General features: G+C 37.1%; 20 protein-coding genes. 11 read left to right on the forward strand and 9 right to left on the reverse strand.

The genetic code is table 11. From position 1 onward, the window contains the following. Positions 1-320: 320 nt before the first annotated feature. Both MHH95_RS10870 and MHH95_RS10875 read right to left on the reverse strand, forming a co-directional pair. A complete protein-coding gene (locus tag MHH95_RS10870; RefSeq protein ID WP_340727564.1) occupies positions 321-1,304 on the reverse strand; it encodes an SEC-C metal-binding domain-containing protein in 984 nt (327 codons plus the stop codon). A gap of 223 nt (positions 1,305-1,527) precedes the next feature. Then, positions 1,528-2,397, reverse strand: a complete 870-nt coding sequence (locus MHH95_RS10875; protein WP_445683007.1) for a DMT family transporter — start codon at positions 2,395-2,397, stop codon at positions 1,528-1,530. A gap of 174 nt (positions 2,398-2,571) precedes the next feature. On the opposite strand from MHH95_RS10875, the gene MHH95_RS10880 reads away from it, so the two are divergent. The 3 genes from MHH95_RS10880 to MHH95_RS10890 all read left to right on the forward strand — a co-directional run bounded on the left by MHH95_RS10880 (position 2,572) and on the right by MHH95_RS10890 (position 5,012). After that, on the forward strand, positions 2,572-3,462 hold the full coding sequence (locus MHH95_RS10880) for a LysR family transcriptional regulator (protein ID WP_191699354.1): 891 nt from the start codon (positions 2,572-2,574) through the stop codon (positions 3,460-3,462). Next, positions 3,456-4,118 carry a phosphopantothenoylcysteine decarboxylase domain-containing protein gene (locus MHH95_RS10885; RefSeq protein WP_340727566.1) on the forward strand — a complete coding sequence of 221 codons (663 nt, stop codon included), beginning with the start codon at positions 3,456-3,458 and terminating at the stop codon, positions 4,116-4,118. Before MHH95_RS10880 ends, MHH95_RS10885 begins: the two co-directional genes overlap by 7 nt. Positions 4,119-4,199: 81 nt before the next feature. Further along, the gene (locus MHH95_RS10890; protein WP_340727567.1) at positions 4,200-5,012 is read left to right on the forward strand and encodes a VOC family protein; all 813 of its coding nucleotides are present in this window, start codon (positions 4,200-4,202) and stop codon (positions 5,010-5,012) included. Between the two features lie 45 nt (positions 5,013-5,057). On the opposite strand, the gene MHH95_RS10895 is transcribed toward MHH95_RS10890, so the two are convergent. Further along, positions 5,058-5,258, reverse strand: a complete 201-nt coding sequence (locus tag MHH95_RS10895; protein WP_191699351.1) for a cold-shock protein — start codon at positions 5,256-5,258, stop codon at positions 5,058-5,060. Between the two features lie 191 nt (positions 5,259-5,449). On the opposite strand from MHH95_RS10895, the gene MHH95_RS10900 reads away from it, so the two are divergent. Continuing rightward, complete coding sequence (locus MHH95_RS10900) at positions 5,450-7,129, forward strand: formate--tetrahydrofolate ligase (RefSeq protein WP_340728748.1); 1,680 nt, start codon at positions 5,450-5,452, stop codon at positions 7,127-7,129. A gap of 93 nt (positions 7,130-7,222) precedes the next feature. On the opposite strand, the gene MHH95_RS10905 is transcribed toward MHH95_RS10900, so the two are convergent. Next, positions 7,223-7,375, reverse strand: a complete 153-nt coding sequence (locus MHH95_RS10905; RefSeq protein WP_191699349.1) for a hypothetical protein — start codon at positions 7,373-7,375, stop codon at positions 7,223-7,225. A 238-nt stretch (positions 7,376-7,613) separates the two neighbouring features. Between MHH95_RS10905 and MHH95_RS10910 the strand changes: the two genes are divergently transcribed. The 4 genes from MHH95_RS10910 (at position 7,614) to MHH95_RS10925 (ending at position 12,670) form a co-directional block, all read left to right on the forward strand. Further along, positions 7,614-8,246, forward strand: a complete 633-nt coding sequence (locus tag MHH95_RS10910) for an HD domain-containing protein (protein WP_340727568.1) — start codon at positions 7,614-7,616, stop codon at positions 8,244-8,246. Next, positions 8,243-10,129, forward strand: a complete 1,887-nt coding sequence (locus tag MHH95_RS10915) for an ABC-F family ATP-binding cassette domain-containing protein (RefSeq protein WP_340727569.1) — start codon at positions 8,243-8,245, stop codon at positions 10,127-10,129. Before MHH95_RS10910 ends, MHH95_RS10915 begins: the two co-directional genes overlap by 4 nt. 10 nt (positions 10,130-10,139) lie before the next feature. Continuing rightward, entirely contained in the window at positions 10,140-11,261 is a 1,122-nt protein-coding gene (locus MHH95_RS10920; RefSeq protein ID WP_340727570.1) for a virulence factor, read from the forward strand. Between the two features lie 212 nt (positions 11,262-11,473). Beyond that, positions 11,474-12,670: an aldehyde dehydrogenase gene (locus MHH95_RS10925; RefSeq protein WP_340727571.1), complete on the forward strand. Its 1,197-nt coding sequence runs from the start codon at positions 11,474-11,476 to the stop codon at positions 12,668-12,670. Positions 12,671-12,726: 56 nt separating this feature from the next. On the opposite strand, the gene MHH95_RS10930 is transcribed toward MHH95_RS10925, so the two are convergent. Genes MHH95_RS10930 through proB form a run of 3 tightly spaced genes read right to left on the reverse strand, consistent with a single transcriptional unit; the run spans position 12,727 to position 16,008 of the window. Then, positions 12,727-13,617 (reverse strand): DMT family transporter, encoded by an 891-nt coding sequence (locus MHH95_RS10930; RefSeq protein WP_340727572.1) that lies wholly within the window; start codon positions 13,615-13,617, stop codon positions 12,727-12,729. A 30-nt stretch (positions 13,618-13,647) separates the two neighbouring features. Next, positions 13,648-14,901, reverse strand: a complete 1,254-nt coding sequence (locus MHH95_RS10935) for a glutamate-5-semialdehyde dehydrogenase (RefSeq protein WP_445683024.1) — start codon at positions 14,899-14,901, stop codon at positions 13,648-13,650. Between the two features lie 24 nt (positions 14,902-14,925). Then, positions 14,926-16,008: a glutamate 5-kinase gene (gene proB / locus MHH95_RS10940; protein WP_340727574.1), complete on the reverse strand. Its 1,083-nt coding sequence runs from the start codon at positions 16,006-16,008 to the stop codon at positions 14,926-14,928. A gap of 507 nt (positions 16,009-16,515) precedes the next feature. Between proB and MHH95_RS10945 the strand changes: the two genes are divergently transcribed. Beyond that, positions 16,516-16,998: a sigma-70 family RNA polymerase sigma factor gene (locus MHH95_RS10945; protein ID WP_340728749.1), complete on the forward strand. Its 483-nt coding sequence runs from the start codon at positions 16,516-16,518 to the stop codon at positions 16,996-16,998. A gap of 45 nt (positions 16,999-17,043) precedes the next feature. On the opposite strand, the gene MHH95_RS10950 is transcribed toward MHH95_RS10945, so the two are convergent. After that, complete coding sequence (locus MHH95_RS10950; RefSeq protein ID WP_340727575.1) at positions 17,044-17,436, reverse strand: glucosamine 6-phosphate synthetase; 393 nt, start codon at positions 17,434-17,436, stop codon at positions 17,044-17,046. Positions 17,437-17,964: 528 nt separating this feature from the next. Then, positions 17,965-18,807 carry a DegV family protein gene (locus MHH95_RS10955; RefSeq protein ID WP_340727576.1) on the reverse strand — a complete coding sequence of 281 codons (843 nt, stop codon included), beginning with the start codon at positions 18,805-18,807 and terminating at the stop codon, positions 17,965-17,967. Between the two features lie 779 nt (positions 18,808-19,586). Between MHH95_RS10955 and MHH95_RS10960 the strand changes: the two genes are divergently transcribed. Together MHH95_RS10960 and crcB are read left to right on the forward strand one after the other, a co-directional pair. Beyond that, positions 19,587-19,949 (forward strand): fluoride efflux transporter FluC, encoded by a 363-nt coding sequence (locus MHH95_RS10960; RefSeq protein ID WP_340727577.1) that lies wholly within the window; start codon positions 19,587-19,589, stop codon positions 19,947-19,949. A gap of 9 nt (positions 19,950-19,958) precedes the next feature. Beyond that, on the forward strand, positions 19,959-20,321 hold the full coding sequence (gene crcB / locus MHH95_RS10965) for a fluoride efflux transporter CrcB (RefSeq protein WP_340728750.1): 363 nt from the start codon (positions 19,959-19,961) through the stop codon (positions 20,319-20,321). Positions 20,322-20,323: the final 2 nt, after the last annotated feature.

The following is a 20,323-nucleotide window of genomic DNA, read 5'->3' on the forward strand; positions in this document are numbered from 1 at the left end:
AGTGCCTTCCTAAAAATAAGGGAATATTTTACCGCTATTTGAAGGGTGGAGCTCATTATTAGGTTAATTAAGGGAACGTTTTACCGTTATTTTAAATAAAACCGTGGATTTTTATGCTTTTTAGGTCAATAACGGAAATTCCTTCCCTTATTTTTACTATTTCTCATGTTATTTTAAAAATAACGGAAATTCATACCTCTATTTTTCTCATTACCTCATTCAATATACAAATGCTTTTGAGCCACGCCGCCCGAAAAGCAGGGTATAATCCAAAGCAAAATAAAAGCTACTTCCGACGTCTCGAAAGTAGCTTTTTTACATTATTTTTTTTCTTTATAGAAAACTGTTAATTCTTGATAATATTTATTTAAAGAAGATGGTGATACACTGAAGCTCTCACCGATTTCTTTAACAGTGAATTTTTGTTCGAATAGGTCATGTTCCTGACCGAATCGTACAGCACCGGCAGCGATCGCACCGGCTTTACGTGCAGAAGGCTGTTTTTCGATTAAATAATCTTCTACAACCATTACAAAGTCATCATTGTTAATGCCCTTGTCCACCATAAATTCTTTAAGCAGTTCCACTACTTCCTGTTCGAAAGGTGTAAACTCTTCGCCTTCATAGCCATTCTCCACTAAACCTTCCCATAATAATAGATGGTTTTCTTTTGCAAATTGTTCGACAGTTAACTTACTAGCTTTAAATGCATTTGTAAACTGTTCAAATGATATTGCATGTTCTTTGTGGAAGAAAATCAATGTTGATACAGCTAGTACATGATTCTTTTCGTTCGAGCCATCCGGTAATAAGAATGCGAATACGCGCATGCCTAATGGAATTGATTTATGGCTTTCTCGTTGAATTTGATAAGTCGTACCATCTAATGCAGAAATAGCCGTAAAGTACTCATTTTCTACTTCTTCAACAGTCCCGATGAAGAAAATCGGCTGTTCCCATGATTTTAACAGTTCAATCATTGATGGGCGAAGCGTCTTTTTCGCTGTTTTTGTTAAAAAGTTTTGCCAAATATCAGGTCGTTGATGGAAAAAATATTCATCCAGTGCAACAGCTTCTACTAACTCTTTGTGTAATTTTTTTTCAAGTTTCGGTGCCCATTTTCGAACTAGCTCCATAAATTCACGGATATCTTTTCGTTCTGGGTAATTACTATAGAAAGTTTGTAATACGTTTTCGATCTCTTCCTGGAAAACGTTTTGCGAAGTTACTTGATTTTTACCTTCACAACATTTCTTGTATTTTTTTCCACTACCACATAGGCATGGGTCATTACGTCCAATCATTGTAACACTTCCTTTAATACAACTTTTAAATACTAATACCGCAGTATTGCTACTATTAATAATAACGTCAGATTGTTATTATTGAAACTGATTATCTTTTTTGAACTATCAGAAAGATTGTTGCATTTTAGATTATATTAAATTATATGCAAAAATAGAACAATAATAGATAGATTATAAAAAAAAGAGACAAAAGCAAGCATTCTTGCTATGTCTCCTCATATTATATCATTGTTTCAGAGTGTGGTGCTGTAGATAACTTTTTCATAAATATAAATTGTTCAAGTTGGGCAACAGTATTTCCGATTAAGATAAAGGCACCGCCTATAACAAGCTGGGAAGTTAACCCTTCACCAAGGAAAATCAATGCAAAAATTGCAGCGAAAATCGGCTCCAGTGAAAAAATCAGTCCAGTATGAGTCGGAGAAGTATATTGTTGTACAACAGCTTGTGCAATAAAGCAAAATGCTGTACATATAATACCTAATCCTAAAATAGCGATCCATCCTGATGAAGTAGAAGGGAGTTTAGGAGATTCAAACATCATCGTAAAGAATGCTCCAAACAAACCTGCAACACCTAATTGATAGACTCCATATGAGATTGACTCCACATTTTTTGTAAATCTACTATTCAAGATTATGTAAATGGAATAACATAAGGCCGCAATCGCAACTAAAATATCCCCAATCTGAAAAGTGAGAGACGGATTAAATGTCAGTATTGTAATTCCGATCATTGTTGCTACAACAGCAAAACTAACTGCACGTGATGGAAGGCGTCTTTCCATTAAGCTAGTAATAATCGGTACTAATACGACAGTTAGGCTCAATATAAAGCCCGCATTTCCAGCGGATGTTGTTTTTAATCCATATAATGATAAAGCGAAAACTGAAAATAATAAAAATCCTTGGATGGATGCGTACAGAATCGTTTTTATATTCACACGTAACATTTTCGGTAAAAAGATTAACCCTGCGATTATAAATGCAATTAAACAACGTAATGCTACAACATTATAAGCTTCCAAAACTTCCAATCCCATTACCATAAAGGTGTAGGAGATGCCCCAGAACATTGTAACTATTACCATCAAAATATTTGCTTTTCCTTGTAAACTCACTGATGTCACCACATTTCCAAAGTATAAATATATCACTGTTATAAAACAGTATAAAACAGGATATTGTTATTAGTAAAACGAATGTTTATAATGGTAATTATGAAAAAAATTCATGATGAAATCGTGTTTGTGGAGTGAAATATAATGAGTCTAGTTAAATATGAAATTTTAAATAAAGTAGCAGAAGTGCACAGTTTTACTAAAGCGGCTACAAGTTTAGGGTTAACGCAATCTGCTGTAAGCCATGCTATATCCAGTCTGGAAAAGGAATTTGGATTTAATTTAATACATCGGAATCGGACCGGAGTAACATTAACGGAGGATGGCATGCAAATGCTGTATGAAATGCGGAAAGTTCTATCAGCACAAGAACATTTACAGCAAGCAGCCTCCAATATTTTAGGGGTAAGTAAAGGTACGGTGCGTATAGGGCTGATTTCTACAATTTCTACCCACTGGATGCCTAATATTATTCATATTATGGATTCCGAGTATCCGGGGATTCGTATCGAGCTCCGTGAAGGGGATTACTATGAAATTGAACAATGGTTGTTAAAAGGAGAGGTAGACTGTGGATTTTTGAATCGTACAAGCTCCAAACAATTTGACTTTATGCCTTTAAAACGGGATCCGTTATTATGTATTGTGTCGTCACATAGTCCACTATATGATAGAACAGAGATAGATTTATTGGAGATAGGGGATACACCAATAATTATGCCTTATTATAAAGGAACAAATGATGTAATGACCACATTTGAGAAATACGGTGTGCAACCGAATATACGCTTTGAACTGTATGATGAGAAGGCGATTGTATCAATGGTGGAGCATAATGTGGGCATAAGCATTTTACCGGAAATGGCGATATCCATGTTACCGGATAATGTTAAAGCATTGCCGCTCGCTCAGGAAAGTTTCCGGACAATCGGGTTATCAACAAAGCAAAAGCTTTCACCGGCCTCAAAAAAATTCGTGGAAATTCTAAAAAATTGGCTAGTAAATGTAGAATCAAAAGGGGAACAACTATGTTAAAAGGAAAAAAGGTTTTAATAACAAGTGGTGGCACATTTGAAAAGTGGGATAATGTGCGTGGTCATACGAACTTATCTAAAGGGACAATGGGCAGCTATTTAGCAGAAGCCGCATATGAAAAAGGTGCGGACATTACGTACATGCATGGTGTCTTTACACAGCTGCCAGAGCATAAAGATAAAATGCAGCTTATTAAATTTGAAGGCATTGAAGATTTAGGGGAAAAGCTGAAACATTTATTGCAATCAGAAAAAATCGATTATGTCATTATGGCGGTAGCAGGATCTGATTGGCTAATAGATAAAGTGTTTGACCAAAGTGGAAACGAGCTGACTGAAAAAGGGAAGATGCCATCTGATGAACCGCCGATCATCCATTTCAAAAAGGCACCAAAAATACTGGCGCAAATAAAAAACTGGTCACCGGATACTACGCTAGTAGGGTTTAAACTGGAAGCAACCGATGACGAACAGTTTTTAATGGATCGAGCAACATTACGAATGGAAACGGCAAAAGCGGATTATATGGTCGCGAATAGCTCGAAATCACTATACGGTGCGATGGAGCCGCATTATATTATTCACCGTTCAGGTAAGGTCGTAAAGGTAGATGGTAAACAAGCAGCCGCTACAGCTCTAATCGATTTATTCTCATAGATGATTTTATCTATTTCAATTTCAAGGACAATGTTATAATTAGAATATTCTAGCTATTTGAAATTGAAAAGAGGTTTAAATATGTATCAATTCGATCACCTAGTTCACTTTGTGGAACAACCAGAAAAAACGTTGCAAAAACTTCAGCAGGGAGGATTCCATGTTGTTCCTGGTGGAAGCCATGAAGCATGGGGTACATATAATACGTTGAGTTATTTTGATTTATCCTACATTGAATTAATCGGTATAGAAAATGAAGAGAAGTACAAAGAAGCGGCAAAACAGAAATATACATTACATGCCAGCTATGAACAAAATCGACGTAAAGACGGCTTGACACGATTCGCGATTCGTACACAAACGATTGAAGAAGATGCGAAAAAGTTTAAACAAGCAGGCTTGGAAGTTTCTGGTCCTGAACATTTTACTAGAAAGCGAGATGACGGTTCGATAGTAGGCTGGCAATTGTTATATATTGGCCACCCAAATGCCAAAATTGAGCTGCCATTTTTCATTCAATGGGATGAGGAGGACTCGATTCGCCGTGAGGAACTAACAGAGCGTGGTATATTAGCACAGCATCCGTTAGGGAATTTAAAGCTCGATGCCGTCCATTTCGTCGTTCCGAACTTTGATGATGTAGAGCAAATTGCTAAACTTTGCGATGCGGAAATTGTAAAGAAGGAAGATTTAGAACAAAATGCCGAATACAGAATTGTTGTGTTAGGAGACGTAAAGCTCATTTTTGTAAAGCCGATTGGTGAAGGTATAGCTTGGAATTATATGATAGAAAATGGCTATGGCATAAAAAAGGCTGTATTTTCCGGTGCGTTGGAGGATAAAACGATTACAATTGACGGTGCACGATACGAAATTTTGAAAGCTGCAAAATAAAAAGAAGCTGTAAACGATATATTAGCAATTCGTTTACAGCCTTTTCTATTTTTTAATAACATTCGATGCCTGAAGACCACGAATGCCATCAATTACATCAAATTCAACGACTTGTCCTTCATCAAGTGAACGAAATCCTTCTTCTCTTATGCCAGTAAAGTGTACAAAAACATCTTCACCATTATTACTCTCTATAAATCCGTAACCTTTTTCATTATCAAACCATTTTACAGTGCCTTGGTGCATCCGCTTTCTCCTCCGATACTGTCAAATTCAATTGATGAAACATTAAGAGTACAGAATATTACGAATAAACTATATACTAAACCAACAAGGAATGTCAATAATTTGTCGATTTATGCGTTTAAATTTATTTATCGATTCTGATAAAACAGACTATAATAAGAAAGACTATATAAATGAAAGCAGGGCGAGATATGTCAACAACTACGAAAAAACCGAAATCAGACATCGAAATAGCAAATGAGGCAACGATGAAACCAATCGTAGAAATAGCTGAAAATGCAAAAATACCTTTAGATGCAGTGGAACAATATGGTCGCTTCAAAGCAAAGATTGATACGAGTAAAATTAGTGGAACGGCCAATGCAAAAGTGGTGCTTGTTACAGCGATTAGTCCTACACCAGCCGGAGAAGGAAAATCTACAGTAACAGTAGGCTTGGCAGATGCTCTTCAACAATTGAATCAGCGTGTAATGGTTGCTTTACGCGAACCGTCATTAGGACCGGTAATGGGTGTCAAAGGTGGCGCGACAGGTGGCGGCTATGCACAAGTTTTACCGATGGAACAAATTAACCTTCATTTTAACGGTGATTTCCATGCGATAACTACTGCGAACAATGCGTTATCGGCATTAATTGATAATCATATCCACCAAGGGAATGAACTTCATATTGATCCTCGCCGCATTATTTGGAAACGTGTTGTTGATTTAAATGATCGCGCATTACGTCATGTTACAGTCGGTTTAGGCGGACCACTACAAGGGGTACCTCGTGAAGATGGTTTTGATATTACGGTAGCATCGGAAATTATGGCGATTTTCTGTTTAGCGACAAGTATTAAAGATTTAAAACAGCGCCTGGCACGTATCGTCATTGGTTATACATATGACCGTGAGCCTGTGACAGTAGGAGATTTAAAAGTAGAAGGTGCCTTAACTTTAATTTTAAAGGAAGCAATGAATCCGAACTTAGTTCAAACAATTGAAGGTACTCCTGCTTTAATACACGGAGGTCCCTTCGCAAATATCGCCCATGGATGTAACTCGATTATCGCGACACAGACAGCTCGTAAACTTGCGGACATTGTTGTAACGGAAGCTGGGTTTGGATCAGACCTTGGCGCAGAGAAATTTTTAAATATTAAAGCACGCGAAGCAGGCTTTGAGCCAAGTGCTATTGTAATTGTCGCGACAATTCGTGCCCTAAAAATGCATGGTGGTGTGGCAAAGGCGAATTTAGTAGAAGAGAATGTAGCGGCTTTACAGGATGGTATTGCCAATTTAGCGCAGCATGTTGCGAATATCCGTAATTTCGGGCTTGAGCCAGTCATTGCATTAAACCGCTTCATTACAGATACCGAAAAAGAACTGCAAGCTGTTTTACAATGGGCAGAAGCCAATGAAGTTCGAATCGCTCGTACGAATGTGTGGGAAGAAGGCGGAAAAGGTGGAATTGAACTTGCTCAACAGGTGCTGGAAGTAATCAATCAGCCAAGCACTTATAAGCCTTTATATGAGCTACAGGAAACAGTGGAACAAAAGTTAGTGAAAATTGTACAGCAAGTATATGGTGGAGCAGGAGTACAATTAACAGAAGTGGCGAAAAAACAATTGGCTACTATTGAGAAAAACGGTTGGGATAACTTGCCGATCTGTATGGCAAAAACACAGTATTCATTATCTGATCAGCCAGGCTTACTAGGGCGCCCAACGGATTTCATCGTGACAATCCGCGAAATAATACCAAAGCTTGGTGCAGGCTTCTTAGTATGTCTAACAGGAGATATTATGACAATGCCGGGCTTACCTAAACAGCCGGCAGCATTAAGGATGGATGTTGCGGAAGATGGCAGTGCTGTAGGTCTTTTCTAATTAAAAATCCTAAAAAAGAAACGTATTCGTATATATTATGCGAATGCGTTTCTTTTGTTTTGAAAATTATTAGTATTCAATGGCTTTAGTCCTTTAAAACATAATTTGGAACAGGTTAGTCACAATCATAAAAGTTGCGCTTGCACCATAGGCTACTGACCCGATTAGTATTGGAGAAATGACGATTAGGCCTTTTCGTTGATTATCATTCATATTTGGTGTAACCGCTTGCATTATTCTTTCCATAAATAACACATCCTTTTCTTCTGTTTTGTGTTTCTGTAATGCTATTATATGTTTAATTTTTGTATAATTCAATAGAAATGTTCACATTTTTGACAAAAAGTTTCATGTAGTCCTATATTTGCGAAAAAGAGTTTTAACGTGGAACTATAGAATGACATGCTAATAACTTCTGTACCGATTGTGTAACATGTTAAAATGAAAAGGTAAAAGAATCTAATTGAAAATGGTGAATGATATTATGAGAGAACAGATACAGCATTGTGAAAAGCTCGTTAAAGGGATATATGAATCAATGGATGCAAGTCATGATTTCCAGCATATTGAGCGCGTCTATAATAACGCTTTGGCAATTTTAAAAACCGAACCTTCAGCAAATGAAAAAATAGTTTGCTTATCTGTACTGCTGCATGATGTAAGTGATTCAAAATATACGACAGACAAATCAAATGAAGAACGGATATTAAATGAACTGGAATTAACTGCAGATGAGAGAAAACATATTCAAACAGTTATTGCGGAAGTGTCTTTTAACGGGGGCAATGAGTTACCAGCGACAACGATAGAGTCTAAAATTGTACGGGATGCAGATCGCTTGGATGCTATAGGTGCTGTGGGAATTGCACGTACTTTTGCTTATGGTGGTGCAAAAGGGCGCAAGTTGTATGATGATTCAGAAGAAGTGCGCTTTCAAATGACAGAAGAACAGTATCGTAGTCAATCAACGGCTAGTGTGACACATTTTTATGAAAAACTATTATTATTAAAAGATTTAATGGTAACAGCAAAAGGGTGCGAAATGGCTGAAGAGCGTCACAACTATATGGTACAATTTTTAGATCAGCTAAAAAAAGAAAGAGACGGGATTTTATGAGTCATTTAATCGTATCAAATTTAACAAAAACAGTAGGCGATAAAACGCTATTTCAAAATATTGAATTCACTATTTATGAAGGGGAACGTGCAGGCTTAATTGGTATTAATGGAACAGGGAAATCTACATTATTATCCATCTTGGCTAAAAAGCAGGATGCGGATACAGTGGACTTTGACCATCCGAATAAATACCGCATAGCTTATTTGGAGCAAGATCCTCAGTTTTCAAATGATATAACAGTATTACAGGCGGTTTTTGATGGAGATTCTCCCATTTTGCAATTAAACCGTGCGTATGAAGATGCGGTTACTGCATTATCACAAAATCCGCAATCCGAAAAATTGCAAAATGAACTATTTCGTCTTCAGCAACAAATGGACACTGAAAATGCATGGGATGTGAACGCATTAGCAAAGCAGGCGTTAACAAAGCTTGGCATCGATATGTTTGATAAAAATGTAACGGAACTTTCCGGTGGTCAGCAAAAGCGTGTTGCACTAGCTAAAGTATTAATTGAACCAGCAGATCTTTATTTATTGGATGAGCCAACAAACCATCTAGATGTTGCTTCTACAGAATGGTTGCAGGATATGGTGTCTCGATTAAAAGGGGCGGTTATATTTATTACGCATGATCGTTATTTCCTAGATGAAACGGCTACTCATATATACGAACTAGCAGATAAAACATTATATCGCCATACTGGTTCATATGGGGATTTCCTCGAAGCACGAGCAATTCGTGAAGAGATGAATGCAGCATCACAGGCAAAAATGCAAAATCGTTATCGTGCCGAACTTAAATGGATTCGACGTGGTGCAAAAGCGCGTACAACTAAACAGAAAGCCCGTATTCAGCGATTTGAAGCGTTGGACGAATCGATTGACCGTTCAAATGACCAAACCGATTTAGAGTTAGGACTGGCGACAACTCGTTTAGGAAAGAAAGTATTGGAATCTGACGGAATTTCCAAAGCTTACGGAGATCGTGTCATTATTAAAGACTTCCAGTTTTTATTGCAGCATGGGGATCGAATAGGAATAATTGGAGCAAATGGCTATGGGAAATCTACACTATTGAATATGCTTGCAGGCGAAGTTACACCTGATACAGGTGAAGTTATTGTAGGCTCTACAGTAAAGCTTCTTCACTTTAAGCAAGCATTGCCTCCGATGAATGAAAATGCGCGAATGATTGATTATATCCGTGAAGCTTCCAATGACATCACAGATTCTGAAGGTATACGCTATTCTGCCTCTCAAATGCTGGAGCGGTTCTTGTTTCCCCTTAATTCTCACGGGACACCGATAAGCAAATTATCAGGTGGGGAGCGAAAACGACTGCATTTATTGCGCCTATTGATGGAGCAGCCGAACGTATTGCTATTAGATGAGCCAACAAATGATTTGGATATCGAAACATTAGGCGTACTGGAAGATTTTATCGAAAACTTCCCGGGAGTCGTTATTACAATTAGTCACGACCGATTTTTCTTAGACCGGATTGCCAAAAAACTTTGGATTTTAGATGGCAAGGGCGGTGTATCGGAAAGTCTGGATGTGTATACTGATTATCTAGCGAAAAGAGAATCCGAGCTACAGCAGGAAGCTAAGGAATTGAAGCAGGAAAAACCGAAAGTAGAAAAGCAAAAAAATGATAAGAAAAAGCTATCGTTTAAAGAACAAAAAGAGTGGGAAACAATAGCTGAATCCATTGCACAAATGGAAGAGAAGATAATGCAGTTAGAAGAAGAGATTTCGACTGCTGGCTCTGATTTTACAAAACTTCAGCAATTGACGTCAGATTTGGAAAAATATAATTTAGAATACGAACAATTAATTGAGCGATGGAGCTATTTAGACGAAATCGTAAATGGATAGGAGCCTAACTATGAAAATTTTATCAATTGAACCGACGCCAAGTCCAAATACAATGAAAGTAGTAATTGATCAGGATTTACCATTTGGCAAAAGCTTTAATTATACGAAAGATAATATTTCGGACGCTTCACCTGAACTACAGGATATTTTTGCCGTAGAAGGTGTAAAGGGGATTTACCATGTATCAAACTTTTTGGCGGTAGAACGTAACGCTAAATATGCGTGGGAAAATATATTGGCTGACATTCGACGTGCAATTGGTGGACAGGCTACGGAAAGCACTGAGTATGAGTTAAATGAGCATTATGGAGAAGTGAACGTGCATGTACAAATGTATAAAGCGATTCCATTACAAATTAAAGCATTTGACGGAGAAGGCGAAGTCCGAATAAGTGCAGGCGATCGTTTTACAACGGCATTTAAACGTTTGCAGTTTAGCGTAACTGATGAAAACTATATTTTCGAACGAAAATGGGTTGATTTCGGCGTTCGCTACGGTGACAAAGAACAAGTGGCACAAGAAGTGCTAAAAGAAGTAGATGCACTTTATCCGCAAGATCGTGTTGAGTCAATCGTCCAGTCGGCTAATGAACAGGTCGTGACAGCCGCACAAGAGCGTAAAGAAGTAACATTGGCGCAATATGAACAAGTGGAAGATTGGCAACAACGCTTCCAGCTGCTTGATCAACTCCCGGATCCAGAAGTGAAGGATATTCCGCTGTTGGAAAAAGCATTGGAAGATGAACAGATGTCTGTTCGCCGTCTTGCTACTGTTTATTTAGGAATGATTGAAGATATAGCGGTTGTACCGGCATTAACGAAAGCACTGAATGATAAAAGTGCAGCGGTTCGCCGTACAGCAGGTGATTGTATGAGTGATTTAGGATTGCCTGAATTTGAACAGGCAATGATCGCAGCGCTTGGTGACAAAAATAAACTTGTACGCTGGCGTGCTGCAATGTATTTATATGAAGTCGGCACAGAGCAGGCAATTGCAGCGTTAAAAACAGCGAGTGAGGATAAGGAATTCGAAGTAAAGTTACAGGCGAAAATGGCTTTAGCCCGTATTGAAGGCGGGGAAGAGGCAAAAGGTTCCGTCTGGAAACAAATGACGGAGAGTCGAAAAGTATAGTGTTCAATAAATGAGCGTCGCACTGTTGCGGCGCTTTTTTGTTTTGAACACACTGTAATTTAGCCCGCTGACGTGTCTTTCATACTTAATCCGATTAGTATATTTGTAGGTATACGTTAAATTGAGCGGTGTTTTTTTATAGATAAAATGGAAATTTTTACGTATTTGTTATATATTTAATATTATAAAAAATGGAAGGTGATATATGCTATATGGAATTATTACTGGAAAATCCAAGCGGTTTAGAGAATGAGCGAAAGGAAGCACTACTAAAATTATTGTATTCCACTAACTTTGAAGATCGTATTTTTTTAAAAAGCAAAGATTTTTATTTATATTTCCATGATTTATGGTCGCTTTTCGAAATTGGCCAAACGTATAAGCAAAATATTGTTGAAGAAAATGTGAGATTAAAGGATTGGAGAATATTTATACTGGAGTATTTTGCTTCACGAAACTTGGAGGAAATGCAATTTGAAAATTCAACCAATTCTTCAGTCAAGAAATTTCTTATTTCTCTCTATATAGTAAAAAAAATTGCAAAAGATTATTTTACAGTGCTCGGTAAAACACTGAAGCTGAGAACGATAAAAAAGGAATACTCATCGAACATGGATATTGCTATAACCGGGGAGCATGTATTTCAGCAGGAAGTACTGCTGAAAGTCCAAAGTAATTGGTACATAAATTTATACAAATTTAACAAAGTGTATGATCGAATTATTGAAGAAATATTAGAAGAAACGAAAGCGGTTGAACAATTGTTTGGCGAAGAAGTATGGGATACAATAAGTAATGATAATCTCGAGAATATGATGAACTTTCTGGAAGCGAAACATTTTACAGAAGTGTTATTTTGGAAATCGAAATTTCAGTCGGAACAATTTTTGAAAATTGGTCTGGATCCCAATAGTACATATGTGTTTTGCGTCCAAAAAGATATCTCAATGAAAAGAAGCTTTAACTTACAAACAGCATTGGCACTTGCCGTGGCAGAATTCTCGAAAAAAAATGAACATAATTTTGTTTATGTGCCTTTTGCAGAGAATATCGACAAAGAAATGATAGCCTTAAATGGGAAGATAGACTTTAATGATTATGTTGGATTTAATAATAGTTTCGATAGTAAAATGAATCCAGTTGATTTTAAAAGTGTAATCAATTATGCCTTTACGTTACTAAAACTTGGGCTAACACATAGCAGTGGCGGAAAAGTTTATTTGTTATGCAATGAACTGTTATTTGAAAATTTCCCGCAGGAAGAAGAATGGCGGGTAGCTGTTACACAGTATAAACAACAGAAAATGATTGAAATTGTTGTTATTTATATTGGGGATAAATCGAAGCTGCAAAATATTTGGTTTGCAGATAAAATATTAGTCCCAAAACAATTGGCTCAATTCAGTTAACAATAAAACTCTAATTAGTATGGGGAATGTGCACCTTACTAATTAGAGTTTTATTTTTAGGAACTATTTGATTTCACTGTTTCAGCTTGTTGTGGTGGATAAAAAACAGTATATAAAATACTGCCGAAAATCAGTATAATACCAGCTACTTGCAAAAGGCTTGGTCGGAATGACAGGAAGATGGCATCGAGTAAAATAGCTACAACAGGATCTACAAAAACGAGTACAGATACTATTACAGTAGGTAAATCTCGTATACTGTCAAAAAACAAATAGTAGACAAAGCCAGTATGGATAAATCCTGTACCGAGTATATAGAGCCAATTCGTATTCGTTAAATTAGTAAATGCATTAAAGTCGCTTAATGGAAACAGTAAGACGATCCCTACCATTGTTTGGACGAAGGTTAATGCATAGGAAGACATACCTTGAATCGTTTTACTCGTAAACATCGTTAATGCATAGCATATCGCTGATAGCAGCGCCCATACAAACCCTGAATTCATAAATTGGGCGATACTCGTAAAGCTATCAATGCCAACAATAAGAATGCTTCCTAAAAAACAAATAACTGTTGCACAAATCGACCTTATTCCCATCTTTTCCGCCAAAAAGACGGAACCTAACATTAACACAAATATAGGTGCCAGATTATAGATGGAAATCGCAATCGATATAGACATGACTTCAAATGCCTTAAATAAAAACACCCAATTCAGAACGATAAATATACCACATAATACAGTCTTTAATACTTCTTTTCTTTCCCAAACTTCTGTCTTATGTCCACCAGTTAGAAGCCAAAGACCTCCTAAAAAGATTGTTGCGCAAATGCAGCGGACAAACACGAGCTCCACAGCAGGTAAGCCTGTCTGAGTAGTGAAAAATCCAATGGAACCGAAAATAGCCATAGAAATAGTGAGCTTAATCATCGAGCCGACATTCATAGTGGGGAACCTACTTTCTGTAAACAGCCATTATTGTCGAATTTGACCGTTACCATGAATGAAATATTTAGTAGAAGTTAATGCAGGTAGCCCCATAGGTCCCCGTGCATGCAATTTCTGGGTTGAAATACCGATTTCCGCCCCATATCCAAATTCAAAACCGTCCGTAAAGCGGGTAGAAGCATTGTGGTAAACGGCTGCAGCATCAACAGAATTTAAAAATATGTTAGCATTTTGTATATTATCGGTAATGATGGCTTCTGAATGATTTGTTCCGTAATGATTTATATGATGGATGGCCTCGAAAACATCTTCCACGACTTTTATACTTAATGTCAGGTCAAGAAACTCCTCGGCATAGTGCTCATCCTCAGCAGGAATCGCGCTATCCAATATTTCACATACATGCTTGTCGCCATAGACTTTAATGCCGAGCTCATGATGCAGGAAATGTAAAAAATCTTTCCCGTAAATATTGAAAAAATCTTGATGAATAAGCAGGCTTTCCGCGGTATTACATACAGAAAGTCGCTGTGTTTTTGCATTTTTTACTATGGACTTTGCCATCTCAATATTAGCTGCAACATCCAAATAAATATGGCAGTTGCCAGCACCTGTTTCCAAAACCGGGACAGTTGATTCGCGCACGACTAAGTCAATTAATTTTTTACCGCCTCGTGGAATGAGTACGTCTAAATAATCGTTTAATGTAAATAGTGCTTTTGCAGTTTCGCGGCTCGTATCTTCAATGAGTAAAACAGCGTCTGTAGGGTAGCTCGCTGCTTCTAAAGCGCGGTGAATGGATGCGACTAGTGCAATATTCGAATATTTCGCTGATGAGCTTCCGCGTAAAAGAACCGAATTACCTGTCTTTAGTGAAAGGGTAGCAGCATCGACTGTAACATTCGGTCTTGCTTCATAAATCATGCCAATAACACCGAGTGGGACACGTTTTTTAATAATGCGAAGTCCATTTTCTTTCGTAATTTCCTCTAGTACTTCACCGACTGGATCTTCCAGTTGAATGAGCTGGATGATGGCATCGCTCATCGCTTTAATACGCGTTTCGTTTAATAGAATACGATCCAATGTGGAATCATCTAAGCCGTTTTCTTTCCCGGAAATAATATCTTTTTTATTTTCGGATAGAATTATGTCCATATCTGTTAATAACTGATGTGCTATACTTTCCAACGCTTTGTTTTTTTCGGAAGTACTTTTTACATTTGTCTCATAGCTCGCTATTTTAGCGCGCTTTCCTTTTGCTACTACTTCATTTTCCATTATTTGTGTCATATTCCTGCCTCCCTATATTTTTACCCATTGGTTCCGGTGAATGACCTCGATCGGTACATGCATAAGTTCAGCGGTACGTTTACCCATCGCGAGCTCCAATTCAGATGATGAATACATTACTTCACCGCGTCCAATGCATGTATGGCGGTCAAAAACTTCTACAACATCACCTTTTTCAAACTGGCCTTCAAATGCATACACACCAGCTGGCAATAAACTTTTTCCTCCATGTTGTAATGCCTGTACAGCACCTTCATCGATGAAAAGCTTACCTGAAGATTTTGTCAGCTTTACCCATTGTTTATTCGTAGGAATGGCTTTTTCATTACATTTAAAATAAGTGCCATCACCTTTATTTTCTAAAATTTCAATTAATTTTTCAGATCCGCATCCTGTACCGATAAACACATCTACACCGGCATTAGTCGCAAATTTTGCTGCCGCCAGTTTTGATTGCATACCACCTGTTCCAACCTTTGAGCCAGAACCGGATGCAAATCCTAACATTTCATCCGTAATTTCCTCAATCAGATCTATTCGTATAGCATTCGGGTTTGTTAGGGGATTGGCTGTATACAAACCGTTGACATCCGTCAGAATTACTAATTGATCTGCATGAATTAACCCACTTACTAAAGCAGATAGCATATCATTATCACCAAAAGTCAACTCAGCAACAGAAACGGTATCATTTTCATTAATGATCGGAATAATGGAACGTTCCAATAGCTCTGTTAAAGTTTCATACGCATTTTTATAGCGCTGTTTATCACTAAAGTCGGAGTGCGTTAATAATATTTGTGCTGGTGTTACCTTATACGTGTCGAATTCATCTGAGTAAGCTTGAATTAACACACTTTGGCCAACTGCCGCAGCTGCCTGCTTACCTTTTAATGTGACAGGTCTAGAGGAATAGCCAAGCTTTCTGAATCCGGCAGCGACTGCCCCGGAAGATACTAATATCACTTCATGACCGGCATGTTTTAATGTTGCGAGTGCCGCTACATGATCCTGAAATTTTTCATAATCGAGCTCACCTTTATTGTTCGTTAATGAGCTGCTTCCAATTTTTACAACAATACGTTTTCTTTCCATAAAAGCGCCTCCAATAACATACAAATAAAAAACACTTTTCATCCTAGAAATTAGGACGAAAAGTGCAGTTTCCGTGGTACCACCTAAATTGAATGTATAGTCATACATCCCACTTAATCTCATAACGCTGAGTCGGCGCCTATTTTTTAGGAGCTTGTTGAAGTAGGTTCGGTAGGTTTTGCTATGCCATTCTTTCAGCCTTTGGAATGTGCTCTCTTTTTTAGCCAAGTGCCACTTACTCGTCTTCAATATGCTTTTACTTTTTCTAATAGCATCATGCATGATAGGTAGTTTTTTGTCAATACCATCGCAGATTATCAAATTTAAAAATGTGCCGAAATTATAAATTTAGAAGGTTTTATTAGAAGAAAACTGCATTTTTAGTCAATTTAATATTTATTTTGTGTGATTTCCTTTAAAAACTGCATTTTGCCCATTTGCACGAAATTTTTTAAGTTTGTACTACCTAGGAATATTGGTTGTGCACAGCTTAAAGGATTGGAAATTGTGCAGGAAATCGAACAAATTATTCTTGATCATGAAGAATTAATAAAAAAGGCGATATTTAAGCTGAAAATTTATCGTGATTTTGATGAGTATATGCAGGTAGGTCGAATCGCTTTATGGAAAGCGGTTAAAAACTTCGATAAAACGAAAGGGGATTTTGCTATGTTTGCCTATATGACAGTCAAGTTTGCAATTGCCCGTGAACTATCTAAATCAAATGATGTGAGTCAAAATGAGATTGCTGTGGAGGATGAGGTGTTTTCGAATATAGAGGAACAGTCAATTGTCCAGCCTTGTCTTGAATGGCCGGAATGGTTCAACGACTTAAAAGAAGAGGAACAATTTTTACTAAAAGCCCTGTTTCTTGAAAACTTAAATTTGAAGGAAATTGCGGAAAAATATGATCTTCCTTATGAGGCACTGAAAAAGAGGCGACAGCGTCTATTTACAAAAATTAGGACGATGGTGAATCAGAGAAAATAGGAGGCATAATAAAAAGTGGAGGCTATTTCGCATCCACTTGACCTATTATTGCAATAAATTTAAAAAAGTCGTTCGTTGTTCTTCAGTTTGCTGCTCTCCATTGACTAACATAGCACCTAAGCGGTAATCTGTTTGTCCTTTTTCAACAACGTATTGTAAATTGATTGGCTGAACCGTATTTTCATATTCACATTCACCTTTAAATTCAACGACATGTTCCATCATTTTCGTCTGGAAATATTCCCAGCGGCTTTTTTCACAATAATTTGTAAAGGCATCTCCAGTATTAATAGTGCTATTCTCTATGACTGGAGTTGCTTTTATGTATGTAATATAGTCATTATCAGTAACTGCTTTTTGCGGACCAAAAAAGTAAAAGAAGACACCAATAACTCCAATTGGTATAATCCAAAAAATTGTTCGCTTTCTTTTTTCCATATAACAAAACCCCCTTTTTCTATTAGTAGTATAACATTTGAAAGTTATGATTTTCTACATTGGGATAATATATAACTCGTTAAAATTAGATTCTACTTAAATAATGGAGTGTAAAGGTGGGTGCTATAAGGCAACCGTGTGATCCTTTCATCATAAAGTTGATTTATTTATTCACTTTAGTCTTATGGGTACTTAAGTTTATAAAAAGGGTATCTCTTTTTATTACCTGGAATTATGCAAAGATTTACTTGATATAGATGGGAAATTAGTTGTTCGGAGTGAAGGCGGCGACTCCCAGGGGACAAGCACGTGGGAGAGAAGTAAGGAACAAAAGCTAACGTCCTGTGGCAACGCTTGTGTGATCAACATCCTGTTGACCTCGTGCCCCCGGAAAGCGTCCCCGTAACGGAAATTAATTCTGGTAGAAGCAGAAAAACATCCATTTTTTCTTGGGAAAATGAATGTTTTTCGTTTTGTCCAGGCTCGTTTAATTTTAAAGATGAGCTTTGTTTCAGCTTTATTTATTTTTTATTTTTTCATCCATGAAATGGCAAGGGTTCCTTCGCCCATATGTGTTACGAGTGATGGGCCGAAGTAGGCGAGTTTGAAATGGACAGTCGGAAACGTGGTTTCAAGCTTTTCCATCCATGTGCGGCCTTGTTGCTCACAATTGGCATGCATTATAACAGCCTGCAATTCCCCATAGGTTTCAACTGCCTGTTGTAGTAAGTCCCTTACTCGCAAAACTGCTTTTCTTTTCGTCCGAACTTTTTCAAACACAGCTATTTTTTTATCCTTTATGTGCAAAATAGGCTTGATTTGCAATAAGCTGCCGATGACGGATGATGCGACAGATAACCGTCCGCTCCTTTGTAAATGGATTAAATCATCTACAATAAAATAAGCCTCTAACGTTTTTTGTAAATCCTTCAGCCGTTCTATAATTTGTGGGGCAGATGCACCATTTTCAACTAATTTAGAGGCTTCAATAACATATGACGCCAATGGACCGGCAGCAACCTCCGAATCGAATACATAGACTTTTACATTGTCGACCAATTGGGCTGCCTGCAGCGAACATTCATATGTGCCACTCACACCGCTTGATATATGGATTGCCAAAATTTCATCATATTCTTTTCCAAGTCTTTCATAAAGTTCAACAAATTTTCCGATAGAGGGTTGTGAAGTTTTAGGAAATTGCTTAGTAGTATGTACAATTTCGTAAAATTGTTCTACGCTGAGTGTGAGTTCCTCTTCAAAAGTAGCATGATTAAAATGAACATTAATAGGAACAACATGTATATTGTGCTGTTTAAGTTCTTCAGTCGGTAAATAGACTGTGCTGTCTGTCACAATGGCAGTTTTCATGTAGTACACTCCTTCAAGTAATAATAGAACAAAAATAATCTTTATTTAATATTTACGTAAGGATTGTACAATTAGAACTAATTACGGATCATATCGAATATTTTATTGGTTATCCTAATAAACGTTCAGCCATCACTATATGCAAAAAGAGACCTGGAATATAAATTCCAGGTCTTGTGATTACTACTTTTCATCCTCCATGACACGCTGCCTCGCTTTCACATTAATTTTCAAAAGAAAATTTGTGCTTAAGCTATAATCAGTTTTGTTGAAGAACCTTTAGAGACGATCATTCGCACTCATCGGGTTAACCCTCCTAGTCAGTTGGATTGGAAGTGAAATCTTTAATAGTATAGGTCGATTATTATTTTTTATACACTTTAGTAAAAAAAAATTTGGCTTTCAAGCAAATTACGGTAAGACAGCGTTAAAACCATGTGATACGTGAAGTTTTTCAGTGTCCAATCTAAAATAAGGGAAGATTTTTCCGTTATTTGAATGAGGTAGCTCATTTTTAGGTTAAATAAGGGAACGTTTTACCGTTATTTTAAATAAAATCGTGAAATCTCATGTATTTCAGGTCAATAGCGGAAATTCCTTCCCTTATTTTCACTATTTTTTATGTTATTTCAAAAATAACGGAAATTCATGCCTCTATTTATCTCATTACAAAAGTTTTGGAGCCGCGCCGCCCGAACGGACTTCATAGAAAATTTTGTCACGCCCAACTTATCGTGATGAATCAAAAAATTATACATAGGAGGAGGTTTTATCTTCACATGATTTACTTTTTAGTTGGCACTGCGGGAGCAATTGGCGCGGTTTTAAGATATGTAGTAGGCATTTTATTTTTTACGAATAGCTCATTTCCATTAACAACATTAATCGTAAATCTAATTGGAAGTTTTTTGTTAGCCTGGTTCACAACAAGTTTATTTAAACGCCTTTCAGTTTCTCCAATGATTAGTACTGCTGTTAGCACAGGTTTTATAGGTTCCTTTACTACATTTTCGGCTGTTAGTGTAGAGACAGTCACCATATTTCAATCGGGTAATGTGTTGTTGGCTGCCTTTTATGTATTTATAAGTATTAGTGGGGGACTCTTAATGAGTAGCTTAGGATTTCAAAGGAGCAGGGAGTGAACTGAATTGATGGCAATTACAAACTTATTACTTGTTGGAATTGGGGGTTTCTTTGGAGCAATAGCTAGATATTCAATAAGTAAATATTTAAACAGTAAAACAAAATATCCAATACCAATGGGTACACTTACTGTTAATTTGCTTGGTTCATTTCTTTTAGGAATTTTGATTGGAGCAAAAGCCGATGTCATGTTTGTGCTTCTATTTGGAACAGGATTTATGGGAGCCTTTACAACTTTCTCTACATTAAAGTTTGAAATGACCGAAATGTACGTACATAAAAATAAAAGGAAATTGTTGCTTTATACTGCATTGACCTATGGACTGGGGATAATATTTGCTTATTTCGGTTATTTGATTGGCAGTTATTAAAA

Source organism: Solibacillus sp. FSL K6-4121 (assembly GCF_038002585.1).
Taxonomy (GTDB): Bacteria; Bacillota; Bacilli; order Bacillales_A; family Planococcaceae; genus Solibacillus; species Solibacillus faecavium.